Source organism: Methylobacterium terrae (assembly GCF_003173755.1).
GTDB lineage: Bacteria > Pseudomonadota > Alphaproteobacteria > Rhizobiales > Beijerinckiaceae > Methylobacterium > Methylobacterium terrae.
This window is the reverse complement of the sequence record NZ_CP029553.1, coordinates 1,940,030-1,961,278: the sequence shown is the minus strand read 5'-3', so window position 1 is coordinate 1,961,278 and position 21,249 is coordinate 1,940,030. Positions and strand designations below refer to the sequence as shown.

Here is a 21,249-nt window from a genome sequence, read left to right as displayed (position 1 = left end):
CGCGTTGCGGCCTAGGTGCTCGTGGCAGAGGAACCTATGGCCCGCTACTATTTCGACGTCCACGACGGGAAACACCTTACGCGAGATGACGTGGGTACCGAATGCGGCGGTCCGGACACCATCAGGTTTGAAGCCATGATGGCCCTCCCCGCGATCGCGCGGGACGTCATCCCGAAGGACGGAGATCGGCAGGCGTTGACGGTGCTCGTCCGCAACGCGAGCAATCTGATCGTCTATACGGCCACGATGACCTTCGCGAGCATCTGGCTGGGTGAGGATGTGCCTCCCGTTGCCGAGAGCCCCGATCAAGCGACGGAGGCACGGGCGCGCTGGGGCGGGTGATCGCCCGGCACCATCTGCTTCCCACCCGTCCGGAACGCCCTTCGGGCCTCTGCGCATCACGCTTGGGGCCCGGAGATATCCGTCTCCCGGGGCGCAGGGCATGGTGTCGGCAGCTTGAATCTAACATTCGTTAAAGGCTGCTTCGCGCGCGCGTGATACCTCTATGTCGGAATTTTGTATAGTTCTGTAGTTATCGGCTTGTTTCCAGCCTACAGGGCGGGCTGCAAAAGGTAGATATGGCTCGATTATGCCAAATTATTACCTCGTATTCAGTGATATTCACGAGGCGGCTCCGAGCGACCCGATAGAGTTCGCCGATCTCCACCACGCCTACCTGGCGGTCTGTGCCAGCATACCGGGAATCGCGCAGGAGCTCCTCATCGAGCGAAAAGATCCGCTCGCCGCGTCCTGCGTGATCGCCGACGACAAAGGTCGGAACCTGATGACGGTGCCGTTCACGGACGTGCTCTCGCCCTCGGAATGGCGGCCCACGAAGGCCCGGCGTCGTCCGCACGGGTGGCCTCGCTCGGCTCGCAGCCGCGATGACCTGGCGCTGGCGAGCTTTCGCCGGATGTTTGGTCCGGTCGATGCGGGATGCGTCCTGATGACCCCCGAGATGCATATCGTCGAGATGAACCGGTTCGGCGCTCGCCACAGTCACGTGGACCCTGAGGCCATCCGGGGTCGATCGATCTACGGCATCTTTGCCGACCTGCATGGTGCGCCCAAGGCGAATTTCACGAAGTTCATGTCCCTCGCGCAGGCAGGCGCGGCATCTCAGATCACCGATCTTCCCTACCTCGTACTGGACGCCGAGGGCCAGACGACGAACGGCTGGTGGAATGCACGCACCTGGCCGATCTTCGATGACGACGAGAATCTGCTCGGGTTCGTCGAATGGGCGGAGCCATTCACGGCGCCCACACGAGGAGGCAGGACGAAAGTGACGGTTGCCCAGAAATCGGTTTGAACGCGAGCGAGCAAAATGTCCGATTCGAGGGCGGAAGACCAGGGTCTGCTTCGCACGCCCGGCAGGCCCTCGTCTCGCCGGGCCGAGAAGTTCGTTCCTACAGCACCAAGTTCTCGTCGAACCGGTCCGGCGACAGCGGCAGGCGGAACTCGATCGCGACGCCGCCCTTGAACTGGCGCACCACCCGGGCGGGGGTGCGGCCGACCGTGAGGCCGGTATCGAGCGGCAGCTCGACCTCGCAGGCCAGCGCCGCGCCCGACAGCGAGATGTCGATGATCCGGGCGGCGGTCTCGCGCCCGCCCTCCAGGCGCAGGGTGGTGAGGGCCTGGCGCGGCACCACGCGCTCGTGGCGGCGGTCCTCCGGCAGGCCGAGCACCGCGCGGTTGGCGAGCCAGGTCAGCTGCGAGGCGATCTTGTCGCGCTTGCGCGCCGTGGCGCCGATCGTCACCGCGAAACCGTCCGGCAGGAGCCGCGCGATGGTGCCCTCGATCCGCCCGACATGCTCGAGGTAGATCACGATGCGCTCGCCGATCTCGCCGCCGACCGCGCAGGTCAGACGCACCCCGCCGGGGGACATGTCGACGGTCTGGCACGGGTATTCCTGCCGGTCGGCGAGCATGTAGCGGCCGAGCAGCGCCACGGCGACGCGATGATGCCGGCGCTGGTCCGCCGCCGCCCGCAGCGCGAGGGAGCGCAGGCCCGGCGCCGCGGCCCGGCCCATGACGCTTCCGGCGCCGCTGCCGAGGCCGCTGCCAATGCCGACGCTCCTGCCGCCGCCCGCGACGGTGCCGATGCCAGTGCCCACGACGCTCGCCATGACGCGCGACTCTCCCGGGGCGGCACCCGGCCGCCCCGGGTCATCCTGCGCCGGAATGGTTAACGAGCCGTCGATCCCTCAGGCCCGCCCGCCGCGATGCACCACGAAGCGCTTGCGCCGCTCGGGGCCAGGCTCGTCGTTGGCGGCGGGCGGGGGCGCCGCGAGCGGCGCGGCGGCGGCGTTCGCTTCCGCCGTGAGGATCCGCAGGGACACGGTGCGCAGCGCCACGATCGGGCGCAGGCCGAGCCAGGTCGGGATCAGGGCGGGCGAGAGCGAGCCGATCACCCGCGCCTGGGTCTTGCCGCGGTGGCGCAGCGGCAGCAGCAGCAATTCGAGGTCGATCGTCTCGCCGGCCTCCGTCACCCCGACGAGGCCGACCACCACACCGGCGGTCTCCTGGATCACCGCCTCGATCAGCCGCCAGGGATCGGCCGCCGGGGCCTCGCCCCACAGGCCGGCGAAGGGGAGGCCGCGCAGCTCGGCCCCGAACAGCGCGCAGAGCCGGGTGCCGGCGAGGCGGATCGCGGCGGCGCGCCGGGGCGCGTCGATCTCCAGGATCAGGCTGTCGGCGAGCACGTGGCGGATCTCGCCGGGCTCGATCTCGCCCCGCTCCGGCGCGGCGCGGGCGCCGCGCAGGCCGTTCCAGTAGGCGTGGAGCATGCGGCTGGTCGGGTGCTTCATGGCGTCTCGGTCTGGCACAGGCGTTTGCGGCGGGCGGTCCGGGGTGCCGCCGGACGCTGTCCCGTTTCGGGACCGAGGCCGGCTGAGCTGATTCGGTTCAGCAGACCGTATGCCGAACGGCCGAGCCGCGAGAGCGTAAGGTTTCGTTAGGGTTACCGAGGCATTAATGTTGCGTTTGGCCCACACCTGCGCGATTGTCGCGGGCGACAGCGAATTCGGGCTGGCTGGGGTGGCGAACCCGCCCTAAGCCCGCTCGCGTGAGAAAGGGGTGGGGGCCGCGTCGCGGCCCGCGGCGTCACGGTCCTGACGGCGTTCTGCGCGCGGCCTCGCGGCCGGGCATGTTCACCCTCTTCCGGGGAGAGCGGCAACGCTCTCCCTTTTTTTCGTGCGCGAGCCCTCACTTTTCGGGGGCGGGACCGGCCCGCGGCGCCGGCCTCCCTTGCGGTCGGCCCCGCGGCCCCGCAATGGTGCCGCATGGATGCCACCCCCGACCTCCCGCGACCGCCGCGCGTGCCGGTGTTCAACATGCCCGCCGTGGTCACCGCCTCGGTCGGGATCCTGGTGCTGCTCCATGCCGTGCGGCAGGGGCTGCCCGACGTCTGGGACATCACCCTGCTCCTCGACCTCGCCCTGGTGCCGGCGCGCTGGACCCTCGCCCTCGATCCCGACCGTGCCGCCGACGTGCTGCGGGCGGCCGCCGCCGCGGAGGGCTCCGCCCTCGAGGTCGAGGCGCGCAAGGCCTTCGCGGCCTACCTGGTGGCCGATCCGGGCGCGATGCCCTGGACCTTCGTCTCCTACGCGCTCCTGCACGGCTCCTGGGGCCACGTGCTCCTCAACGGCGTCTGGCTCGCAGCCTTCGGCACCCCGGTGGCGCGGCGCTGCGGCGCCTGGCGCTACGGGGTGATCGCCCTCGTCTCCACCGCCGCGGGAGGCTTCCTGCACGTCCTCATCGATCCCCTGAGCACCGTGCCGCTGATCGGCGCCTCGGCGGGGGTGTCCGGCCTGATGGCGGCGGCGGTGCGCTTCGCCTTCCACCCGGCCGAGGGCCCGAGCCCGGCCGCCGTGCCGTGGCAGCGCCCGGTGCCGACGCGGCTCCAGACCATCCCGGAGCTGCTGCGCAACCGGTCGGCGGCGGTGTTCCTCGCCATCTGGTTCGTCACCAACCTGCTCTTCGGCCTCGCCGCCCTGCCGCTCGGCCTGAGCGATTCGGCGGTCGCCTGGGACGCGCATCTCGGCGGCTTCATCGTCGGATTCCTGCTGCTTCCCCTGGTCGACCGGCTCGGACGACGCTGAGCGGCCCGAGGATTCTTCCTTTCGACTTCCGGGGTGCTTGCGTCATCCGGAATGCGGTCACACACTCTGCGTCCAAATGGGCGTCCCGCCCGGATCGCTGAAGGCCGGGGGGCCCGAGCAGGGAGGTGTTGATGACCGTTGCGCGCATCCTGTCGCAGAAGGGCCGCACCGTCGTGACCGTGCAGCCCCACCGCACGCTGGCGGAGGCTGCCGCGCTCCTGACCGAGAAGGGCATCGGCGCCCTGGTGGTGAGCGATGCCGGCCAGAGCGTCCTCGGCATGCTGTCGGAGCGCGACATCATCCGGGCCGTGGTCCGCGGCGGCGGCGGCGCCCTCGAGGCGCCGGTCTCCCGGCACATGACCGCCAAGGTGGTGTGCTGCAGCCGCGCCACCGCCGTCGACGAGGTGATGGAGCTGATGACCGACGGGCGCTTCCGCCACGTGCCGGTCGTCGAGGACGGCCGCCTGGTCGGCCTCGTGTCGATCGGCGACGTGGTCAAGCACCGCATCGAGTCGGTCGAGGCCGAGCACAAGGCCCTGCGCGAGTACATCGCCACGGCTTGACCGCCGCCCCGGCGAGCGCCGCTCGGCCGCCTCACACCGGCGTGACGGCGGCCGAGATCATCTCGTGGATCTCCGGCAGCAGGCGCTTCGTCGCCTGGCGGCCGAGCTCGATGCATTCCTCGGCACGGTGGAACTCGAACAGGCCCATCTGGGCGAGCTTCGGGTTGATCATCACGTCGGGCGGGTCGCCCGCGAGCCGCGAGCGCGAGATCCGGTCCTGCGTGATGTTGAAGGCGTCGACCATCACGCTGGCGATGCCGCTCGGCGCGCCGGCCTCGGGCCGGGGCTTCGGCTTCGTGCGCCGGCCGCCGATCCGCGGCCAGCGCCGCGGCTCCTCCGGCAGCGCGCCGGCGGCCTCCGCGGCGGCCTCCATCACCGCGTCGGCCCCTTCCGCCCCGTGCGACTGGATCACCGTGCCGCGGACCCGCATGTCGCCGTTGAGGTTGACGCACAGGACCACGTCGGCGCCGAGCGCGCGGGCCGCCGTCACCGGCACCGGGTTGACCAGCGCCCCGTCCATCAGCCAGCGCCCGGCGATCTTGACCGGATCGAAGATGCCCGGCAGCGCGTAGGACGCCCGCACCGCCTCGACGAGGCCGCCGCGGGTGAGCCAGATCTCGTGGCCGGTGCCGAGCTCGGTCGCCACCGCCGCGAAGGTCAGCGGCAGGTCCTCGATGCGGGAGGCGCCGAGGTCGCGCTCGAGCAGCCGCCGCAGGCGCTCGCCGGCGATGAGCCCCGAGCCGCTGATGTGGAAGTCGAGCAGGCCCATCACCCGGCGCTTGGTCAGCGACAGGGCGAACTCGCGCAATTCCCCGAGCTTGCCGGCGGCGTGGCAGGCGCCCACCGCCGCGCCGATCGAGCAGCCCGCCACCACGTCGATGGGGATGCCGGCCTCGCGCAGGACCTCGATCGCCCCGATATGCGACCAGCCCCGGGCGGCCCCGCCGCCGAGCGCCAGGCCGACCTTCGCCCGCCGCGGCCGCTCGGGCTCGGGCACCGGAGGAACGCCCGCGGCACCCAGCACGCCGTCCGCTGAGCGCCGCACCGGCGCGCCGGAGAAGAGTGCGATGCCGTCCCACATCATGGCGCCTGACCTCTGCCGGGCCTGTCCCGGGTCCCAGTGTGGCCTGGATCCATCAAGCGTTCGTCAACGGCGGAGGTTGCATCACCGTTTCGTCGGGGATCGGGGCGGCGCGGACCCTGCGGCAGCCCGGGCGAGGCCTTGCGCGATCATCCCGACCGGTCCAGAGACGGAAGGGGCCGAGGCGGATTCGACGCACATGACGAGACTGGGTCGCATCGTCCGCGACGGCCTGCTCCTCGCCGCGCTGGTCCAGCCGGCCGTCGCCGGGGACGCGGACGACGTCGACACCGAGAACCTGTTCGGCTTCACGGAAGGCTCGACCACCGGCCGCAAGGGCGAGCAGGAGATCCTGCTCGACACCGTGGGCCGTGCCGGCAAGCGGCGGGGCGAGACGGGACCGAGCCGCTACACCATCGCCAACACCAAGCTCAGCTATCAGTTCGACCCGACCGAGTCGTTCAGCGTCGAGATCGGCCTGTTCGGCGACGCCCGCCGGGTGCGCGGCGGCACCGACCTGCCGGACAAGGACAACGGCAGCTTCGACGGCGTCGGGATCGAGCTGAAGTACCAGTTCCTGAAGGGCACCGACGCGCAGCCCCTCGGCCTCGCGCTCGAGCTGCGCCCGCGCTTCGCCCGGGTGCTGCCGGTCGAGGGACGGGGCGCCGACATCTTCGACATGGAGAGCGTGCTCCAGCTCGACTGGCGGCTGGTGCCCGACCGGGTCTGGTACGGCATGAACCTCAGCGTCGAGCCCGCGGTCGGCACCCTGCGCGGCTCCCGGGAGACCGACCGCTCCTCGACCTTCCTGTGGTCGAACGCGCTGGCGTTCCGGCTCGATGCCGACACCTTCGCGGGCCCGGAGATCCGCTACCTGCGCGCCTATGACGGCGCCTTCCTCAACCGCTTCGAGGGCCGGGCGCTGACGCTGGGCCCGCTGCTCTACCGCCGCCTGTCCGACAAGGCCTTCGTGACCCTGGCCTATGCGGGCCAGGTCGCGGGCCGCGACCGCACGGAGGGCCAGACCCGCCGCCCGCTCGACCTCAGCCACTTCGAGCGCCACGCGGTGCGGGTGAAGCTCGGGGTGGAGTTCTGAGGCCGGATCCGCAGGGTTCGCCGCGACCGTCTCAGGGACGGCGTCTCGCGGACAGGGCCGCCGCGGCGGCCACGCCGCAGGCGAGGCCCACGCCCCAGCCCGCCGCGACACCGACCGCGATGCCGACGGCCACCCCCGACGCGATCGTCGATCCCTTGTTCACGCCGGTCCTCCGTCGTGCCGGCCGCACTCGCGGCACTTGCCGCACCGTGAGCACGCGGCGGTTCCGGCCGCAAGGGGCGACCCGCGGAATCAGGTCGAGGGGCGCACGCCCGACAGCGGCAGGGGGGCCGCCTCCTTCAGCGTGTCGAGCACCACCGAGGAGTGGACGTGCGCCACGCTCTCGTGCGGCAGCAGCACGTCGTTGACCACCGACGACAGGGCCTTGAGGTCGGGCACGATCAGCTTCAGCAGGTAGTCGCTGTCGCCGGTCATCACGTGGGCCTCGAGCACGCAGTCGAGGCCGCGCACCAGCTCGGCGAAGCGGCGGGCATTGTCGCGGTTGTGGGTGGCGAGCGCGACCTTGGTGAAGACCGTGACGGTGAGCCCGAGGGGGCCCGGGGCCAGCTCCGCCCGGTAGCCCCGCACCACGCCGCGCTCCTCGAGCCGCAGGCGCCGGCGCGAGCACTGGCTCGGCGACAGGTGCACCCGCTCGGCGAGCTCCTGGTTGCCGAGCCGGCCATCCTCCTGCAGGGCCGCGAGGATCTTCAGGTCGAAACCGTCGAGGGTGAGGGAATCGGTCATCGAAGCCTCGATCCGTGCACGATCCGTGCGCGAAGGCCGGGTCGGCGCCTGGATTTCGCACGCCCCGCGCGGGCCGTCCATGCTGTGATGCGGGCAACGAGCACGGAGGACAACGATGGGCCCCTATCCGCACGACGCTCCCGCCGCCGCGATCACCGCCTTCAACCCGATGGGCACGGACGGCTTCGAGTTCGTCGAGTACGCCCATCCCGAGCCGCAGGCCCTGCACGACCTCTTCCGCGCCATGGGCTTCGCCGCGGTGGCGCGCCACCGCACCCGGGCGATCACCGTCTACCGCCAGGGCGACGTGAACTACCTCGTCAACGAGGAGCCCGGCAGCCACGGCCACCGCTTCGTCGCCGCCCACGGCCCCTGCGCCCCCGCGATGGCCTTCCGGGTGGTGGACGCGAAGGCCGCCTACGACCGGGCGCTGGCGCTCGGCGCCGAGCCGGCCGACCCGGCGGACGGGGGCAAGACCCTCGACGTGCCGGCGATCAAGGGCATCGGCGGCTCGCTGCTCTACTTCGTCGAGACTTACGGGGCGAAGGGCTCGCCCTACGAGGCCGAGTTCGAGTGGCTGGCCGAGCGCGACCCCAGGCCCGAGGGCCTCGGCCTCTTCTACCTCGACCACCTGACCCACAACGTGCATCGCGGCCGGATGGGCGTCTGGGCCGGGTTCTACGAAAAAATCTTCAACTTCCGGCAGATCCGCTACTTCGACATCGCCGGCAAGCAGACCGGCCTGTTCTCGAAGGCCCTGACCTCGCCGGACGGCAAGATCCGCATCCCGATCAACGAATCGGCCGACGAGAAGAGCCAGATCGAGGAATACCTGCACGCCTATAAAGGCGAGGGGATCCAGCACATCGCCTGCGGCTGCCGCGACATCTACGCGACGATCGAGGCCCTGCGGGCGGGCGGCGTCGCCTTCATGCCCTCGCCGCCCTCCGTCTATTACCGCCGGGTCGACCGGCGCCTGCCCGGCCACGGCGAGCCGCTGGAGCGCATGGAGCGCAACGGCATCCTGATCGACGGCGAGGGCGTGGTCGAGGGCGGGATGACCAAGATCCTGCTGCAGCTGTTCTCGGCCAACGCCATCGGGCCGATCTTCTTCGAGTTCATCCAGCGCAAGGGCGACGACGGCTTCGGCGAGGGCAACTTCAAGGCCCTGTTCGAGTCGATCGAGGAGGACCAGATCCGCCGCGGCGTGCTCTCCGCCGATGGGGCCCGCGACGCGGCGGCGTGAGGGGAGGTGCGAAGGCAGGGCCGTCCCGGGAAAGGAACGGACGCGAGTTCTCTCCTCTCCCCGCGGGCGGGGAGAGGGCCGTGCCCTCGTTTAGAGGGCGCGGCGAGCCCGAAGGGCGAGGGTGAGGGGGTGTTTCCGGAGGAGCCTCATCCTGAGGCATCCCCTCACCCTCGCTCCGGCTTTCGCCTCCGCTAGCTCCGTCGACGACAAGGTCGCCGGAGCCCTCTCCCCGCCCGCGGGGAGAGGGGAAACCCACGCATCTCATTCCTTGAACAGCCCTTATCTGCCCCTGGAAGCGATCTGTGTCGCTACCGGCCGTCGCTCGTCCGAGACTAGCAGCGAGTAGAGCATTGCCTGTCGCTCTCATCAGGGGGTGGGGCGTCATAAGATTTTCGATTCAGAATAATACCGAGATGGGTCCCGGAACAGCGGTGAAACCGCTCCCGACCCACCCTGTCCTTCCCATGCCCCAACTCATTCACCCGGAGCGGCCCTATGGCACGCGCCGTGACCTTGTCGCGCGCGCGGTTTCCCGCTTATCAGGGGCCCAGCGTGCCGCCTCGAGGCCGCGTTCCGACCACCGCCGGATCGACATGCTGAAGGACTTCCTCGCCTATTACCGGCCGTACCGGGCCCTGTTCCTCCTCGATTTCGGCTGCGCCATCCTGTCGGGCCTGCTCGAGCTCGGCTTCCCGATGGCGGTGAAGGCCTTCGTCGACGTGCTGCTGCCGAGCCAGGACTGGAACCTGATCGTGCTCGCGGCCGCCGGGCTCGCCCTCGTCTACGTCGCCAATGCGGGCTTGATGGTGGTGGTGACCTACTGGGGTCACGTGCTCGGCATCAACATCGAGACCACGATGCGCGCCCGCGCCTTCGACCACCTGCAGACGCTGTCGTTCCGGTTCTTCGACAACCAGAAGACCGGCCACCTCGTCGCCCGGGTGACGAAGGACCTGGAGGAGATCGGCGAGGTCGCCCATCACGGGCCCGAGGACCTGTTCATCGCCGTGATGACGCTCATCGGCGCCTTCGCGCTGATGCTCACCGTCCACCCGCCGCTGGCGCTGATGACCGCCGCGATCCTGCCGGTCATCGCCTTCGTCACCGTGCGCTACGGCGGCCGGATGACCAGCAACTGGCAGGCGCAGTACGGCCGGGTCGGCGCCTTCAACGCCCGCATCGAGGAGAATGTCGGCGGCATCCGGGTGGTGAAGGCCTTCGCCAACGAGGCCCACGAGCGGCGCCTGTTCGCCGCCGACAACGCGCGCTACCGCGCCACCAAGCTCGACGCCTACAGGATCATGGCGGCGAGCCTGTCGCTCAACTACCTCGGCATGCGCCTCGTCCAGATCGTGGTGCTGCTCGGCGGCGCGGCCTACGTGGTGCGGGGCGACCTCAGCGCCGGGGGCTTCGTCGGCTTCCTGCTCCTCGTCGGGGTGTTCTACCGGCCGCTGGAGAAGATCAGCGCGGTGGTCGAGACCTATCCGAAGGGGATCGCGGGCTTTCGCCGCTACCGGGCGCTGCTCGCCACCGTCCCCGACATCGTCGACCGGCCGGGCGCGCGTCCCGCGCCGCCGCTCCGGGGCGAGATCCGCTTCGAGGGCGTGCGCTTCGGCTACGGCGACGGCCGCCAGGTGCTCGATGGCGTCGACCTCGCGGTCGGCGCCGGCGAGACCGTGGCCTTCGTCGGGCCCTCGGGCGCCGGCAAGACCACCCTGTGCTCGCTGCTGCCGCGCTTCTACGACGTCGAGGGCGGGCGCATCACGGTCGACGGGCACGACATCCGCGACCTGACCCTCGCCTCCTTGCGCGGCCAGATCGGCATCGTGCAGCAGGACGTGTTCCTGTTCGCCGGCACGATCCGCGAGAACATCGCCTATGGCCGCCTCGACGCGGGCGAGGCCGAGATCCGGGAGGCGGCGCACCGGGCCCGCCTCGACGGGCTGATCGAGACGCTGCCGGACGGCCTCGACACGGTGGTGGGCGAGCGCGGCGTCAAGCTCTCGGGCGGGCAGAAGCAGCGCCTGGCGATCGCCCGGGTGTTCCTGAAGAACCCGCCGATCCTGATCCTCGACGAGGCGACCTCGGCCCTCGACACCCAGACCGAGCGCGAGATCCAGCAGGCGCTCGCCGAGCTGACGATCGGCCGCACGACGCTCGTCATCGCCCACCGCCTCGCCACCATCCGGCACGCTGACCGCATCGCCGTGGTGTCGAACGGGCGCATCCTGGAGCAGGGCTCGCACGACGCGCTGGTCGCGGCGAACGGCGCCTACCGGCGCCTGCACGCGGCGCAGGGCGGGGTCGTCGCGGCGGAGTGAAGAGTCAGTGCGCGGCGGTGTGGAGCGCCCAGACGTCTTCCTCGACGTCGAGCAGCGTCTCGTGCACCTGCCGCGCCAGGGCGTAGGCGGCCTCGTCGCTCGTCGCGGCGCCGGTGAAGCGGGCGATGACCGCGAGCGACTCGACCGACAGGGCCTGCCGGAAGCGGGCGAAGCCGCCCGGGCACTCGGCCTCGTAGGACAAGGCGAGGTCCCGCAGGACGTGCGCGAGGAGGCCCGCGGCGCTGCGCGGGGGGGCGGGAGGGCGGCCCTCGGCGGCCGCCGGCATGTCGAGCATCGGGATCATACCCGCGCAAGTAGTGCCTGAAACCCGACAGACATACTCAGGCTTACAGCCTAGGCCTTACGACATAAGGCTTCGGACCCGCCGCGTGTCCGACGTCGCGCCGTCCCGCGCGCGGCAGGTTCCGCCTCGTACAGGGTGGGGGCTGCCCGGTGTTCGTGCATCGCGAGCAGCATCGACCGGAGCGGTCGATCAATAGCATAAGCGATATCGGATGACCGATATGTCGCGCTTTGCGCATTTTTCGATGATGCAATGTTAATTGACCGGCGCGCCCGCCGGCGCCGAACCTGTCGCGAGGGATGCCGCGTCTCGCCCGGAGCCGGCGCTTTTCCGAGTAGGAGCGGCCATGGCCGGAGCGCTGCACATCCGTTCCGACGCGGGTCCCGCGCCCGTCCCGGCCTCCGCCGCGGCCGGGGAGGGCGGCGGGCGCGTATTCCTCATCGGGCTCGGCACCCACGGCGACGTGCTGCCCGTCCTCGCCCTCGGGGCCGCCCTGCGCCGGCGGAACGTCGAGGTCCGCCTCGCCGCGCCGGCGCCGTTCCGGCCGCTCGCCGCCCGGGCCGGCCTCGCCTTCCACGCCCTCGGCACCGCCGCCGATTTCGCCCGGGCCGTCGACCAGCCCGCCCTGTGGCGCCCGGTCCGGGGTGCGCGGGCGATGCTCGCGGCGGTCGCCGCGGCGACCGAGCCGACCTATCGCTGGCTCGAGGCCGAGGCCGGCCCCGGCGACCGCGTCGTCGCCTCGACCCTGGCGCTGGGCGCCCGCGTCGCCCAGGAGCGCCTCGGCCTGTCGCTGACGACGCTCCACCTGATGCCGATGCTGCTGGAGAGCCGCACCGCCCCGCCCCGGCTGCCGGGCCTGCCGCTCCCCCGCCTCCTGCCCGCCGCCTTGCGCCACGCGCTCGGCCGCGGTGCCGACCGCTTCGTCCTCGGCCCCGCCGCGCTGCCGCCGCTCAACGCCTTCCGGGCCGGCCTCGGCCTCGCCCCGGTCCGGCGCCTGCGCCACTGGTGGCACAGCCCCGAGCGCGTGCTCCTGGCGGTACCCGACTGGTACGCCCCGCCCCAGGCCGACTGGCCGGCGCAAGTGACCCAGGTCGGCTTTCCCCTCGCCGACACCTTCGGCGACGCGGCGGAGCTGGCGCCCGACCTCGCCGCCTTCCTGCAGGACGGGCCGGCGCCGCTGGTCTTCACCTACGGCTCGGCAATGGCCGGGGCGCGGGCGTTCTTCGCCACCGCCGTCGAGGTGTGCCGGCTCACCGGACGGCGCGGCCTCCTGCTCGCCGGCCGGGCGGACGAGGTGCCGGACGCGCTGCCGCCGGGCGTGGTGCACGCGGCCTACGCTCCGTTGAGCCGGCTGCTGCCGGCCTGCGCGGCGCTCGTCCATCACGGCGGGGTCGGGACGGTGGCGCAGGCGCTGGCGGCCGGCTGCCCGCAGCTGATCGTGCCGGTCGCCTTCGACCACGCCGACGAGGCCGAGCGGGTGGTGCGGCTCGGGGTCGGGACCTCGCTCGCGCGCTGGCGCTTCACCGCCCCGCGGGCGCGGCGGGCGATCGAGCGGCTGGTGGGCTCGGGCGCGGTGGCGGCGGCCTGCCGCGAGGTTCAGGTGCTGATGCGGGCCGAGAGCGGGGTCGCGGAGGCCTGCGCGGCCATCCGGGGCGTCGATCGCCGAGAGGGCATTCCTCTGGATTGATGGATCGAGATCCCCTCCTGCGGGGTCGGCGGGGATCCCGCGCCGTCTCGCGCGGGTCGGACGCGACGTCGCCGGCGCGTCACGCCGCGCGCGAATCCTCGGCGGCGGCCTTCCCGACGACGGCCCGCGCGTCGAAGGCGTGGATCCAGCCGAAATCCTCGGGGAAGCGCGCCATCCGGGCGTCGCGCCGCGCCAGCGCCCCGGGTCCGACGGAATCGGGCAGGTGCAGGAGGCGGTTCGTCGCCCAGGCGCTGCGCTGGATCGTGCGGGTCCGGGCCTGCCGCAGGTCCTGGTAGCGCCGCACCGTCCGGTCGAGGTCGCGCGCGCCGCCCGCGGCGAGCAGTTCGGCCAGGGTGACGGCGTCCTCGATCGTGGTGTTGGCGCCCTGGCCGTGATGGGGCAGCATGGCATGCGCGCTGTCGCCCATCAGCACCGCCCGGCCCCGGTGCCAGCGCCGCAGGGGATCGGTGACGAACAGGCCCCAGCGCTGGGTCTGGGGCAGCGCGTCGAGCATCTCGATCACCGCCGGGTGCCAGCCGGAGAAGCCCGCGCGGTGCTCGCCCGGCGCGATCCCGGCGAGCCAGCGCTCGGACGTCCAGGTCCCCGGCCCCTCGACGACGGCGAAGAAGTTGACGGAATCCGCCTCGCCCCCGATGGCGTAGTGCAGCAGGTGCGCGTCCGGCCCCATCCAGAACTGGATCGCTTGGCGGTCGGGGAGCGAGGGCAACAGGCCCATCGGCACCACGCCCCGGAAGGCGCTGGTGCCGGAGTAGCGCACCTTCTCCCCGCCGGTGATCCAGCGCCGCACCGGCGAGCGCACGCCGTCGCCGCCGATCACGAGATCGGCCTCGACCTCGGCGCCGTTCTCGAAGGCGAGCATCATGACGTCGCCCCTCTGGTCGAGGGCGGCGAGGCGGTGGCCGAGATGCAGGCCCGCGCCGGCGAGCCCCCCGCTCAGGACCTTCTGCAGATCGGCCCGGTGCACGCCGTAATACGGTGCCCCGAACCGGGTTCTGTAGGCGCCGCCGTCGCGGACCGGGTGGGCGGCGACCCGGGCGCCGCTGCGCCCGTCGCGAAAGATCAGCTCGGTCGGCTCGGTCGAGACCGCGTCCAGCGCCGGCCCGAGGCCGAGGCGTTCGAGCTCGCGCGTCGCGTTGGCCGAGAGCGCGACGGCGGCGCCGATCTCGGCGAGCTCCGCCGCCTGCTCGTAGATGTCGGCGGTCAGGCCGCGGCGGCGCAGGGCGAGGCCGAGGGTCAGCCCGCCGATGCCGCCGCCGATCACGGCGACGCGCAAGGCCCTGCCCGAAGATGACTGGGCGGAGGATGTCGATGGCATGTCGGCTCGTCCGGATGGCGCACGTGAGGGACCCCGCGCCGGGTGGCGCGGGGAGGGGAGCGTCAGGTGCTCTGGAGCGCCGGGGCGAGGCGCGGCGCGGGCGTGCCGAGCCGGCCCTTGAGCGTGATGCCGGCGGCCGCGATCAGCGCCGGCACCGCGACGATGCCGAAGGTCGCCGGCAGGCCGAAGCCGAGCCCGATCAGCGAGGCGCCGATCATCGAGCCGACCACCGAGCCGACGCGGCCGACGGCGTTGGCCCAGGCCACGCCCGTCGCCCGGTTCGCGGTCGGGTAGGTGCTCGCCGAGAGCGCGTTGATGCCGATCTGCGAGCCGGCGACGCAGAACCCGGCGCCGAACACCGCCGCCACCAGCAGCGGGACCGAGCCGGTGGCGCTGCCGATCAGCGCCACGAAGCCGGCCGCCGCGAGGTAGGACAGGCCCAGCACCACGTGCGGGTTGACCCTGTCCATCAGCGCCCCGAGCACGAGGCCGCCGACCGTGCCGCCGGTGGCGAGCATGACGGTGACGAGGGAGGCTTCCTTGAGGGTGAGCCCGGCGCTGCTGATGATGGTGGGGAGCCAGCTCGACAGCAGGTAGAAGATCAGCAGGCTCATGAAGAAGGTGAGCCACAGGCACAGCGTGGCGGCGACGAGGCCGGGCTGGAACAGCTGGCTGATCGGCGAGCCCTTGGGCTTGGCGATGCCGGCGAAGGTGGCGCCGGAAAAGTCCTCGGCCGGGGCGATGCGGTTGAGGAGCCGCGCCACCTTCTCCGCCGGGGCCTGCTTGAGCACGAGGAAGCGCACCGATTCCGGCAGGCCGAGCACCAGCACCGGCACCAGCGCGAGGGGCATGACGCCGCCGATCACCAGCACCGAGGTCCAGCCGTAATCGGCGATCAGGTGCGCCGCCGCGAAGCCGCCGAGGGCCGAACCGACGGTGAAGCCGCAGAACATCGCCATGGTGAGGAACGAGCGGCGGTGCTCCGGGCAGTATTCCGAGGTCAGCGTGATGGCGTTCGGCATCGCGCCGCCGAGGCCCAGCCCGGTGACGAAGCGCAGGACCGTCAGCATCTCGATCGAGGTCGACCACGCCGAGGCGAGGCTGGCGAGCCCGAAGAAGGCCGTGGTGACGATCAGCATCGCCTTGCGGCCGACCCGGTCGGCGAGCGGGCCGAACAGGAAGGCGCCGACCATCAGGCCGAACAGCCCGGCGCCGAACAGCGGCGCGAGCTGGGCCTGGGTCACGCCCCACTGGGTCCGGAGCGCCGGGGCGATGTAGCCGATCGCCGCGGTGTCGAACCCGTCGATGGCGACGACGAGGAAGCACAGGAGCACGATCCGCATCTGGAAGCGGGAGACCCCGTGGCGGTTGACGACGTCCTGGACGTCGATGCTGCGTGGTGTGGGCATGGCGTTGTTTCCTCCTGGGTGGTTTTTGGGGATTTCTTCGGTCTCGTGCCGAATGGCGGACGGGGGGATCGAAGTCCTCGGCGGGACTCATCTCCTCTTCGTCATCCCGGGGCCGCGAAGCGGAACCCGGGATCCACCGCCGCCGACGATGCCGGGCGAGGCGATGCGCGTTCCAACTTGATCTGAACCGTCGACGATTCCGGATCCCGGGTTCTCGTCTTCGACGGTCCCCGGGACGACGCGCAGAGTGCGAGGGGCGAGAGTGGCTGGCTCCCCGCCCGCATCCGGTCAGCCGACCGCCGAGGGATGGCGCGCGAGCGGGGTCACGCGCATCGTCATGAACGGGAACAGCGGCAGGCCGGACAGGATGTCGTGCAGCTCGTCGTGGTTCTCGACGTCGAACACGCTGATGTTGGCGTAGCGACCCGCGACCCGCCACAGGTGGCGCCACTTGCCCTGGCGCTGGAGATCCTGGGCTCTCGCCTTCTCGTCGGCCTTCAGCTTGGCAACATAGTCGGAATCGAGGCCGTGCGGGATCGCGACGTCCATCTCGACGCAGTACAGCATGGGATCAGCTCCGGGCGTAGTGGCGCAGCTTGTCGGGATCGAGGGTCACGCCGAGGCCGGGGCCGTCGGGCAGGTGCACCGCGAAGTCGCGGAAGGCGAGCGGCTCGGTGACGAGGTCGCCGGTGAGGATCTGCGGCCCGAAATGCTCGCAGCCCCAGGCCAGCTCCCGCAGCCCCGCGAAGGCGTGGAGATGCGCCGCGGCGCCGACCGAGCTCTCCAGCAGGCAGCCGCCGTAGAGCCCGATGCCGGCGGCCTCCGCCACCGCCGCGACCTTGTGCAAGCCGACGAGGCCGCCATGCTTGACGAGCTTGAGCGAGACCGCGTCCGCTGCCGCGGCCTGCGCGACGCCGAGCATGTCGTGGGCGGTGAACACGCACTCGTCGGCGAGCAGCGGCGGCACGCCCCCTCGCGCCCGCAGGCGGCCCATCCCGGCGACGTTCCAGGCCGGCAGCGGCTGCTCGACGAGGGCGATGCCGAGATCGGCCAGCCGCGGCAGGCAGCGGCGCGCGACCGTCTCGTCCCAGGCCTGGTTGGCGTCGACGATGAGGGTGGCGCGGTCGGCGAGCGCCTTCGAGAGCCGCGTCAATCGCGCGAGGTCGGCGTCCGGCGACTGCGCGCCGATCTTGATCTTGAAGGTGCGATGCAGCCGCGCCGCGAGCTTGTCCTCGGCCTCGGCGATCTCCTGGTCGGGGTCGCCCGAGGCGAGCGTCCACAGGACCGGGAATCGGTTTCGCACCGCGCCGCCGAGCAGAGCCGCGACGGGAAGGCCGAGGGTTTTTCCGACCGCGTCGAACAGGGCTGTCTCGAGCGCCGCCTTGGCGGCGTTGTTGCGCTTGGCCGCCGCGTCCAGGCGCTCGCCGGCGGCGACGAAAAGGTCGGCGGGCTGCCCGATCAGGGCCGGGGCGAGGTAGGTGTCGATGGTGGCCTTGATGCCCTCGACGCTCTCCTCGCTCCAGCGCGGCCCGCCGAGCGTCGCCGCCTCGCCGATGCCCACGACGCCGTTGGCGAGGCGAAGCTGGACGATGACGTAGCTCTGCGCGGTGACCGAGGTCTGGGAGAGCTTGTGCTTCCGCACGGTCGGCACGTCGACGATCGTGGTGCGGATGTCGGCGACCGCGAGGTCTCGGGCGGGCGTGTGGCGCACGGCGTCGTGGAGCTGGGTCTTCGCGAGCATGGGGCGTCTCGGGATGTGGGGGGTGGGGTCGGTTCGGGCGTGAGGCGCGCGGTTCCAGCCCTCCCCCTCCGCGCAGGGCTGTCCGGGGAAGGAGAAGGCGCGCCTCCCCTCTCCCGAGTGGGAGAGGGGCCGGGGGTGAGGGTGTGACGCTTCCGTGTAAAGCTGTGGCCGTCGTGCTGGCAGCGGAACGGTTCAGTCCTCTTGCTGCACCGTCTCCACCCTCACCCCTACCCCTCTCCCACACGGGAGAGGGGATCCCGCGCTTGATTCTGAAAGGGATTTTCCCGGACAGTCCCCGCAGAGGGGGGGGGCGGGCGTCGCGCCTTACGCCGCCTCGGCATGCGGCCGCACCACCACCGGATCCGGCGCGTGCGCCACCTCCGGGTTGAGGGCGAAGTCGAACCGGATGGTCGAGAACGGTCCCTCCAGCCCCGCCGCCGCGATCGCCGCCGGATCCGTGACCCGCACCACCTCGGCGATCAGCCCGTCGCGGGTGGCGAAGGCGAAGTCGTCGTGCAGGTAGGGATCGTCCGAGAGGTTGATCTGCGTCGTCAGCTGCCGGTGGCCGGGGCCGGAGACGAAGAAGTGGATGTGGGCCGGGCGCTGGCCGTGGCGGCCGAGCCGGTCGAGGAGCTTCTGGGTCTGGCCGTGCGGCGGGCAGCCGTAGCCCTTCGGCAGGATGCTGCGGAAGCGGTAGCGGCCCTGATCGTCGGTCTCGATCCGCCGGCGGAGATTCCAGGTGCTCTGGCTCCGATCGAACACCGAGTAGTTGCCGAGCGTGTTGGCGTGCCAGACGTCCACGATGGCGCCCGCCACCGGCGCGCCGCTCCGGCCGGTCACCTGGCCCTCGACGATCAGCACCTCGCCGTCCTCCGGGTCGTCGTCGAGGCGCGCCTCGCCCTTGGCCAGCGGCGCGCCGGCGACGTAGAGCGGGCCCTCGATGGTGCGCGGCGTGCCGCCCTCGATGCCGGCCGCCCGCTCCTTGGCGTCGATGCACAGGTCGATGAAGTGCTCGATCCCGAGGCCCGGCATCAGCAGGCCGAACTCGTTCGCCTGGCCGGTCTCGGTCAGGTAGCTCATCGCGGTCCAGAACTCGCTCGGGGTGACGTCGAGATCCTCGACGATCCGGCAGGCATCCTCGACGACGCGGCGCACGATCTGCTTGATGCGCGGGTCGCCGGCCTCGGTGGACAGGCCCGCGACCTTGTCGAACAGGGCCTGGGCTTCGGCGGATTCGGTGATCGGGGAAGGCTTGGACATGGGCGTTTCCTCTCTTCTGGTCGGGGGGACGGGTCAGCCGAGGTCGCCGCCGGCGACCGGCAGGGTGACGCCGGTGACGTAGGAGGCCTCGTCGGAGGCGAGGAACAGGATCGCGGCGGCCTGCTCGGCGGCGGTGCCGTAGCGGTGCATCAGGCTCGATGCCCTGGTCTGGGCCACCACCTCGGCGATCCAGGCCCGCTCCTGGTCGCTCGGCGGGTCCGGGTTGCGGGCGACGCGCCGGGGCGGCGCCTCGGTGCCGCCGGGCGCCACCGCGTTCACCCGGATGCCGTGCCCGGCGTACTCGCAGGCCAGGCAGGCGGTGAGCGCGTTCACCCCGCCCTTGGCCGCCGCGTAGGGCACCCGGTTGACGCCCCGCGTCGCCACCGACGACACGTTGACGATGCTGCCGCCGCCCTGCGCCAGCATGTGCGGCAGCGCCGCCCGGCAGCACCACAGGGTCGGGAACAGCGAGCGCCGGATCTCGGCCTCGACCTCGTGCGGGGCGTAGTGGGCGAACGGCTTGAACCAGATCGAGCCGCCGACATTGTTGATCAGCACGTCGAGCCGGCCGAACCGCGCGACCGCCGCCGCCATCACGCCCTCGCAGCCCTCGAAGCTCTCGGCGTCGGCGAGCCGCACCGCGGCCTTCGCGCCGAGGTCGCGGGCGGCCGCCGCCGTCTCCTCGACGATCTCCGAGCGGTCGGTGAGGAGGAGGGCGGCGCCCTCGCGGGCGAGCCGCAAGGAGACCTCGCGGCCGATGCCCTGCGCGGCGCCGGTCACCACCGCGATCTTGCCGGCGAAGCGGCCGGGCGAGACGAACCCGGTCATGCCCCGCCCCCGACGCCGCTCGCGGCGAACTTCTCGTAGTGGAAGCTCGCGGGGCTCAATCCCCGCTCGGCGAAGGTCCTGCGGACGGCATCGACCATCGCGGGCGGGCCGCACAGGTAGGTGTCGATGGCGCCGCCATGCAGGTGCGCGTCGGCGAGGTGCTCGGTGACGTAGCCCCTCCGAGCATGGGTGCTCCCGGGCGAGGCGACGCAGGTCTCGAAGCTGAAGCCCGGGATCTTCGCCTTCGCCTCTTCGAGCGCCTCGGTCTCGACGAGGTCAGCATCGTGGGTGACGCCGTAGACGAGGTGGATCGGCTGGTCGGACCCGGTCTCGGCGACCCGGCCGAGCATCGACAGGAACGGCGCTAGGCCGGTGCCGCCGGCGAGCATCAGCACCGGGCGGCGGATCTCGCGCAGGTAGAAGCTGCCCGAGGGGCCGGTCAGGTCGAGGGCGGCGCCTTCCTGCGCGGTCCTGGCCAGGAACGTGCTCATCAGGCCGCCCGGGATGTTGCGGATCAGGAACTCGGCCTGGGCGCTGCCCGGGACCGAGCTGAACGAGTAGGACCGCGCCTGGCCGCTTCCCGGCACCGCGATGTTGACGTACTGCCCCGGCAGGAAGCCGACCGGCTCCTCGGTCTCGACGCTCAAGCCGAAGGTCGTGTCCGACAGCCGCCGCACCGCCGCGACCTTGCCCTTGAGGGCGGCAGCCTTCGTCTTGCAGACCTCCGAGGAGGCGGCCACCGCCAGCACCAGGTCGGTCGTCGGCCGCATCTGGCAGGCGAGGCCGTAACCCTGCGCCGCCTCCTCGTCGGAGAGCGCGTCCTCGATGTAGTGGCCTGCATCGAACCGGCCGGATTCGCAGTGGACCCGGCAGGTGCCGCAGGCGCCGTCCCGGCAATCGAGCGGGATGTTGATGCCGAGCCGGTAGGAGGCGTCGGCCACCGTCTCGCCCGGCCGGCAGGCGACGAAGCGGGTGACCCCGTCCTCGAAATTGAGCGCAACGTTGTGCATGGCAGCGTTCACGGCGCCCTCCTCAGATGTGGTAGACGTCGATGACGTGGTGGATGTAGTCGTTCTTGAGGATCACCTTCTTGTTCTTGATCAGCGGGGTCTCTCCGCTGGTGTCGAGGGTGTAGAACGACGTGCCGAAATGCGTGTCCACCGTCTTGTAGCGGTAGTTGAAGGTGAGCCAGTTGAAGCGTAAGCGGCAGGTGGCGCCGTCCTGCTCCAGGATCTCGACGTTCGCGATGTTGTGCGAGGTGCGCGGCTCCGGCAGGCTGGTGGCGCTGGAGCGCTCGGTGCGGATGCGGAAGACCCGGTCCTCCAGGCCGCTGCGGCTGTCGTAGTAGATCAGCGAGACGTCGGTCTGCGGATCGGTGACGAGCTGGTCGTCGTCGTCCCAGGACGGCATCCAGAACTCGACGTCGGGCGCGTAGAGCGCCAGCCAGGCGTCGAAGTCGCGGTCGTCGAGGAAGCGGGCCTCGCGATAGAGGAACTGCTGCACCTGCTCCAGGGTGAGAGGCATCGGAGG

At 71.6% G+C, this 21,249-nt stretch carries 22 protein-coding genes; 8 read left to right on the top strand and 14 right to left on the bottom strand.

Annotated elements, in window-relative coordinates:
- Window positions 1-36: 36 nt before the first annotated feature.
- Entirely contained in the window at window positions 37-342 is a 306-nt protein-coding gene (locus tag DK419_RS08810) for a DUF6894 family protein (protein ID WP_109958749.1), read from the top strand.
- Between the two features lie 247 nt (window positions 343-589).
- A complete protein-coding gene (locus tag DK419_RS08805) occupies window positions 590-1,312 on the top strand; it encodes a DUF6894 family protein (protein WP_109958748.1) in 723 nt (240 codons plus the stop codon).
- Window positions 1,313-1,409: 97 nt separating this feature from the next.
- Here DK419_RS08805 and DK419_RS08800 read toward each other — a convergent pair whose 3' ends face one another.
- A complete protein-coding gene (locus DK419_RS08800; RefSeq protein ID WP_109962201.1) occupies window positions 1,410-2,033 on the bottom strand; it encodes a PilZ domain-containing protein in 624 nt (207 codons plus the stop codon).
- 174 nt (window positions 2,034-2,207) lie between these two features.
- Window positions 2,208-2,810 (bottom strand): PAS domain-containing protein, encoded by a 603-nt coding sequence (locus DK419_RS08795; protein WP_109958747.1) that lies wholly within the window; start codon window positions 2,808-2,810, stop codon window positions 2,208-2,210.
- Window positions 2,811-3,284: 474 nt separating this feature from the next.
- On the opposite strand from DK419_RS08795, the gene DK419_RS08790 reads away from it, so the two are divergent.
- Both DK419_RS08790 and DK419_RS08785 read left to right on the top strand, forming a co-directional pair.
- The gene (locus DK419_RS08790; protein WP_109958746.1) at window positions 3,285-4,103 is read left to right on the top strand and encodes a rhomboid family intramembrane serine protease; all 819 of its coding nucleotides are present in this window, start codon (window positions 3,285-3,287) and stop codon (window positions 4,101-4,103) included.
- A 131-nt stretch (window positions 4,104-4,234) separates the two neighbouring features.
- Entirely contained in the window at window positions 4,235-4,666 is a 432-nt protein-coding gene (locus DK419_RS08785; protein WP_109958745.1) for a CBS domain-containing protein, read from the top strand.
- Between the two features lie 31 nt (window positions 4,667-4,697).
- On the opposite strand, the gene DK419_RS08780 is transcribed toward DK419_RS08785, so the two are convergent.
- Window positions 4,698-5,750 carry a patatin-like phospholipase family protein gene (locus DK419_RS08780; protein WP_109958744.1) on the bottom strand — a complete coding sequence of 351 codons (1,053 nt, stop codon included), beginning with the start codon at window positions 5,748-5,750 and terminating at the stop codon, window positions 4,698-4,700.
- A 196-nt stretch (window positions 5,751-5,946) separates the two neighbouring features.
- On the opposite strand from DK419_RS08780, the gene DK419_RS08775 reads away from it, so the two are divergent.
- On the top strand, window positions 5,947-6,843 hold the full coding sequence (locus DK419_RS08775) for a hypothetical protein (protein ID WP_109958743.1): 897 nt from the start codon (window positions 5,947-5,949) through the stop codon (window positions 6,841-6,843).
- A 31-nt stretch (window positions 6,844-6,874) separates the two neighbouring features.
- Here DK419_RS08775 and DK419_RS29790 read toward each other — a convergent pair whose 3' ends face one another.
- Both DK419_RS29790 and DK419_RS08765 read right to left on the bottom strand, forming a co-directional pair.
- Window positions 6,875-7,006, bottom strand: a complete 132-nt coding sequence (locus DK419_RS29790) for a hypothetical protein (RefSeq protein WP_280953930.1) — start codon at window positions 7,004-7,006, stop codon at window positions 6,875-6,877.
- An 89-nt stretch (window positions 7,007-7,095) separates the two neighbouring features.
- Window positions 7,096-7,587 carry an Lrp/AsnC family transcriptional regulator gene (locus tag DK419_RS08765; protein WP_109958742.1) on the bottom strand — a complete coding sequence of 164 codons (492 nt, stop codon included), beginning with the start codon at window positions 7,585-7,587 and terminating at the stop codon, window positions 7,096-7,098.
- Window positions 7,588-7,702: 115 nt separating this feature from the next.
- On the opposite strand from DK419_RS08765, the gene hppD reads away from it, so the two are divergent.
- Both hppD and DK419_RS08755 read left to right on the top strand, forming a co-directional pair.
- On the top strand, window positions 7,703-8,833 hold the full coding sequence (hppD, locus tag DK419_RS08760) for a 4-hydroxyphenylpyruvate dioxygenase (RefSeq protein WP_109958741.1): 1,131 nt from the start codon (window positions 7,703-7,705) through the stop codon (window positions 8,831-8,833).
- Between the two features lie 593 nt (window positions 8,834-9,426).
- The gene (locus DK419_RS08755; protein WP_109958740.1) at window positions 9,427-11,154 is read left to right on the top strand and encodes an ABC transporter ATP-binding protein; all 1,728 of its coding nucleotides are present in this window, start codon (window positions 9,427-9,429) and stop codon (window positions 11,152-11,154) included.
- Between the two features lie 4 nt (window positions 11,155-11,158).
- Here the strand turns inward: DK419_RS08755 and DK419_RS08750 are convergent, their stop codons facing one another.
- Entirely contained in the window at window positions 11,159-11,449 is a 291-nt protein-coding gene (locus tag DK419_RS08750; protein ID WP_109958739.1) for a hypothetical protein, read from the bottom strand.
- Between the two features lie 355 nt (window positions 11,450-11,804).
- On the opposite strand from DK419_RS08750, the gene DK419_RS08745 reads away from it, so the two are divergent.
- Complete coding sequence (locus DK419_RS08745; protein WP_109958738.1) at window positions 11,805-13,145, top strand: glycosyltransferase; 1,341 nt, start codon at window positions 11,805-11,807, stop codon at window positions 13,143-13,145.
- A 79-nt stretch (window positions 13,146-13,224) separates the two neighbouring features.
- Here the strand turns inward: DK419_RS08745 and DK419_RS08740 are convergent, their stop codons facing one another.
- The 8 genes from DK419_RS08740 to benB form a co-directional block, all read right to left on the bottom strand.
- Window positions 13,225-14,439 carry an FAD-dependent monooxygenase gene (locus DK419_RS08740; protein ID WP_245442872.1) on the bottom strand — a complete coding sequence of 405 codons (1,215 nt, stop codon included), beginning with the start codon at window positions 14,437-14,439 and terminating at the stop codon, window positions 13,225-13,227.
- Between the two features lie 104 nt (window positions 14,440-14,543).
- Entirely contained in the window at window positions 14,544-15,890 is a 1,347-nt protein-coding gene (locus DK419_RS08735) for an MFS transporter (RefSeq protein ID WP_109958736.1), read from the bottom strand.
- Between the two features lie 288 nt (window positions 15,891-16,178).
- Entirely contained in the window at window positions 16,179-16,457 is a 279-nt protein-coding gene (gene catC / locus DK419_RS08730; RefSeq protein WP_109958735.1) for a muconolactone Delta-isomerase, read from the bottom strand.
- Window positions 16,458-16,461: 4 nt separating this feature from the next.
- Window positions 16,462-17,631: a muconate/chloromuconate family cycloisomerase gene (locus DK419_RS08725; protein ID WP_109958734.1), complete on the bottom strand. Its 1,170-nt coding sequence runs from the start codon at window positions 17,629-17,631 to the stop codon at window positions 16,462-16,464.
- Between the two features lie 324 nt (window positions 17,632-17,955).
- Window positions 17,956-18,891 carry a catechol 1,2-dioxygenase gene (gene catA, locus DK419_RS08720; RefSeq protein ID WP_109958733.1) on the bottom strand — a complete coding sequence of 312 codons (936 nt, stop codon included), beginning with the start codon at window positions 18,889-18,891 and terminating at the stop codon, window positions 17,956-17,958.
- Window positions 18,892-18,924: 33 nt separating this feature from the next.
- On the bottom strand, window positions 18,925-19,719 hold the full coding sequence (locus tag DK419_RS08715; protein WP_109958732.1) for a 1,6-dihydroxycyclohexa-2,4-diene-1-carboxylate dehydrogenase: 795 nt from the start codon (window positions 19,717-19,719) through the stop codon (window positions 18,925-18,927).
- Window positions 19,716-20,729 carry a benzoate 1,2-dioxygenase electron transfer component BenC gene (gene benC, locus DK419_RS08710; protein ID WP_109958731.1) on the bottom strand — a complete coding sequence of 338 codons (1,014 nt, stop codon included), beginning with the start codon at window positions 20,727-20,729 and terminating at the stop codon, window positions 19,716-19,718. The genes DK419_RS08715 and benC overlap by 4 nt, the downstream gene beginning before the upstream one ends.
- A gap of 22 nt (window positions 20,730-20,751) precedes the next feature.
- A complete protein-coding gene (gene benB / locus DK419_RS08705) occupies window positions 20,752-21,243 on the bottom strand; it encodes a benzoate 1,2-dioxygenase small subunit (protein ID WP_109958730.1) in 492 nt (163 codons plus the stop codon).
- Between the last annotated feature and the right edge of the window lie 6 nt (window positions 21,244-21,249).

Bases quoted from the DNA above. Each gene is read 5' to 3' on its own strand.
- DK419_RS08800 (WP_109962201.1), bottom strand. From the start codon at position 2,033: ATGGGCCGGGCCGCGGCGCCGGGCCTGCGCTCCCTCGCGCTGCGGGCG.
- DK419_RS08745 (WP_109958738.1), top strand. From the start codon at position 11,805: ATGGCCGGAGCGCTGCACATCCGTTCCGACGCGGGTCCCGCGCCCGTC.
- DK419_RS08795 (WP_109958747.1), bottom strand. From the start codon at position 2,810: ATGAAGCACCCGACCAGCCGCATGCTCCACGCCTACTGGAACGGCCTG.
- DK419_RS08775 (WP_109958743.1), top strand. From the start codon at position 5,947: ATGACGAGACTGGGTCGCATCGTCCGCGACGGCCTGCTCCTCGCCGCG.
- DK419_RS08765 (WP_109958742.1), bottom strand. From the start codon at position 7,587: ATGACCGATTCCCTCACCCTCGACGGTTTCGACCTGAAGATCCTCGCG.
- catA (WP_109958733.1), bottom strand. From the start codon at position 18,891: ATGTCCAAGCCTTCCCCGATCACCGAATCCGCCGAAGCCCAGGCCCTG.
- DK419_RS08810 (WP_109958749.1), top strand. From the start codon at position 37: ATGGCCCGCTACTATTTCGACGTCCACGACGGGAAACACCTTACGCGA.
- catC (WP_109958735.1), bottom strand. From the start codon at position 16,457: ATGCTGTACTGCGTCGAGATGGACGTCGCGATCCCGCACGGCCTCGAT.
- benB (WP_109958730.1), bottom strand. From the start codon at position 21,243: ATGCCTCTCACCCTGGAGCAGGTGCAGCAGTTCCTCTATCGCGAGGCC.
- DK419_RS08780 (WP_109958744.1), bottom strand. From the start codon at position 5,750: ATGATGTGGGACGGCATCGCACTCTTCTCCGGCGCGCCGGTGCGGCGC.
- DK419_RS08785 (WP_109958745.1), top strand. From the start codon at position 4,235: ATGACCGTTGCGCGCATCCTGTCGCAGAAGGGCCGCACCGTCGTGACC.
- DK419_RS08805 (WP_109958748.1), top strand. From the start codon at position 590: ATGCCAAATTATTACCTCGTATTCAGTGATATTCACGAGGCGGCTCCG.
- DK419_RS08790 (WP_109958746.1), top strand. From the start codon at position 3,285: ATGGATGCCACCCCCGACCTCCCGCGACCGCCGCGCGTGCCGGTGTTC.
- DK419_RS08725 (WP_109958734.1), bottom strand. From the start codon at position 17,631: ATGCTCGCGAAGACCCAGCTCCACGACGCCGTGCGCCACACGCCCGCC.
- DK419_RS08715 (WP_109958732.1), bottom strand. From the start codon at position 19,719: ATGACCGGGTTCGTCTCGCCCGGCCGCTTCGCCGGCAAGATCGCGGTG.
- DK419_RS08755 (WP_109958740.1), top strand. From the start codon at position 9,427: ATGCTGAAGGACTTCCTCGCCTATTACCGGCCGTACCGGGCCCTGTTC.
- DK419_RS08735 (WP_109958736.1), bottom strand. From the start codon at position 15,890: ATGCCCACACCACGCAGCATCGACGTCCAGGACGTCGTCAACCGCCAC.
- hppD (WP_109958741.1), top strand. From the start codon at position 7,703: ATGGGCCCCTATCCGCACGACGCTCCCGCCGCCGCGATCACCGCCTTC.
- DK419_RS08750 (WP_109958739.1), bottom strand. From the start codon at position 11,449: ATGCTCGACATGCCGGCGGCCGCCGAGGGCCGCCCTCCCGCCCCCCCG.
- benC (WP_109958731.1), bottom strand. From the start codon at position 20,729: ATGCACAACGTTGCGCTCAATTTCGAGGACGGGGTCACCCGCTTCGTC.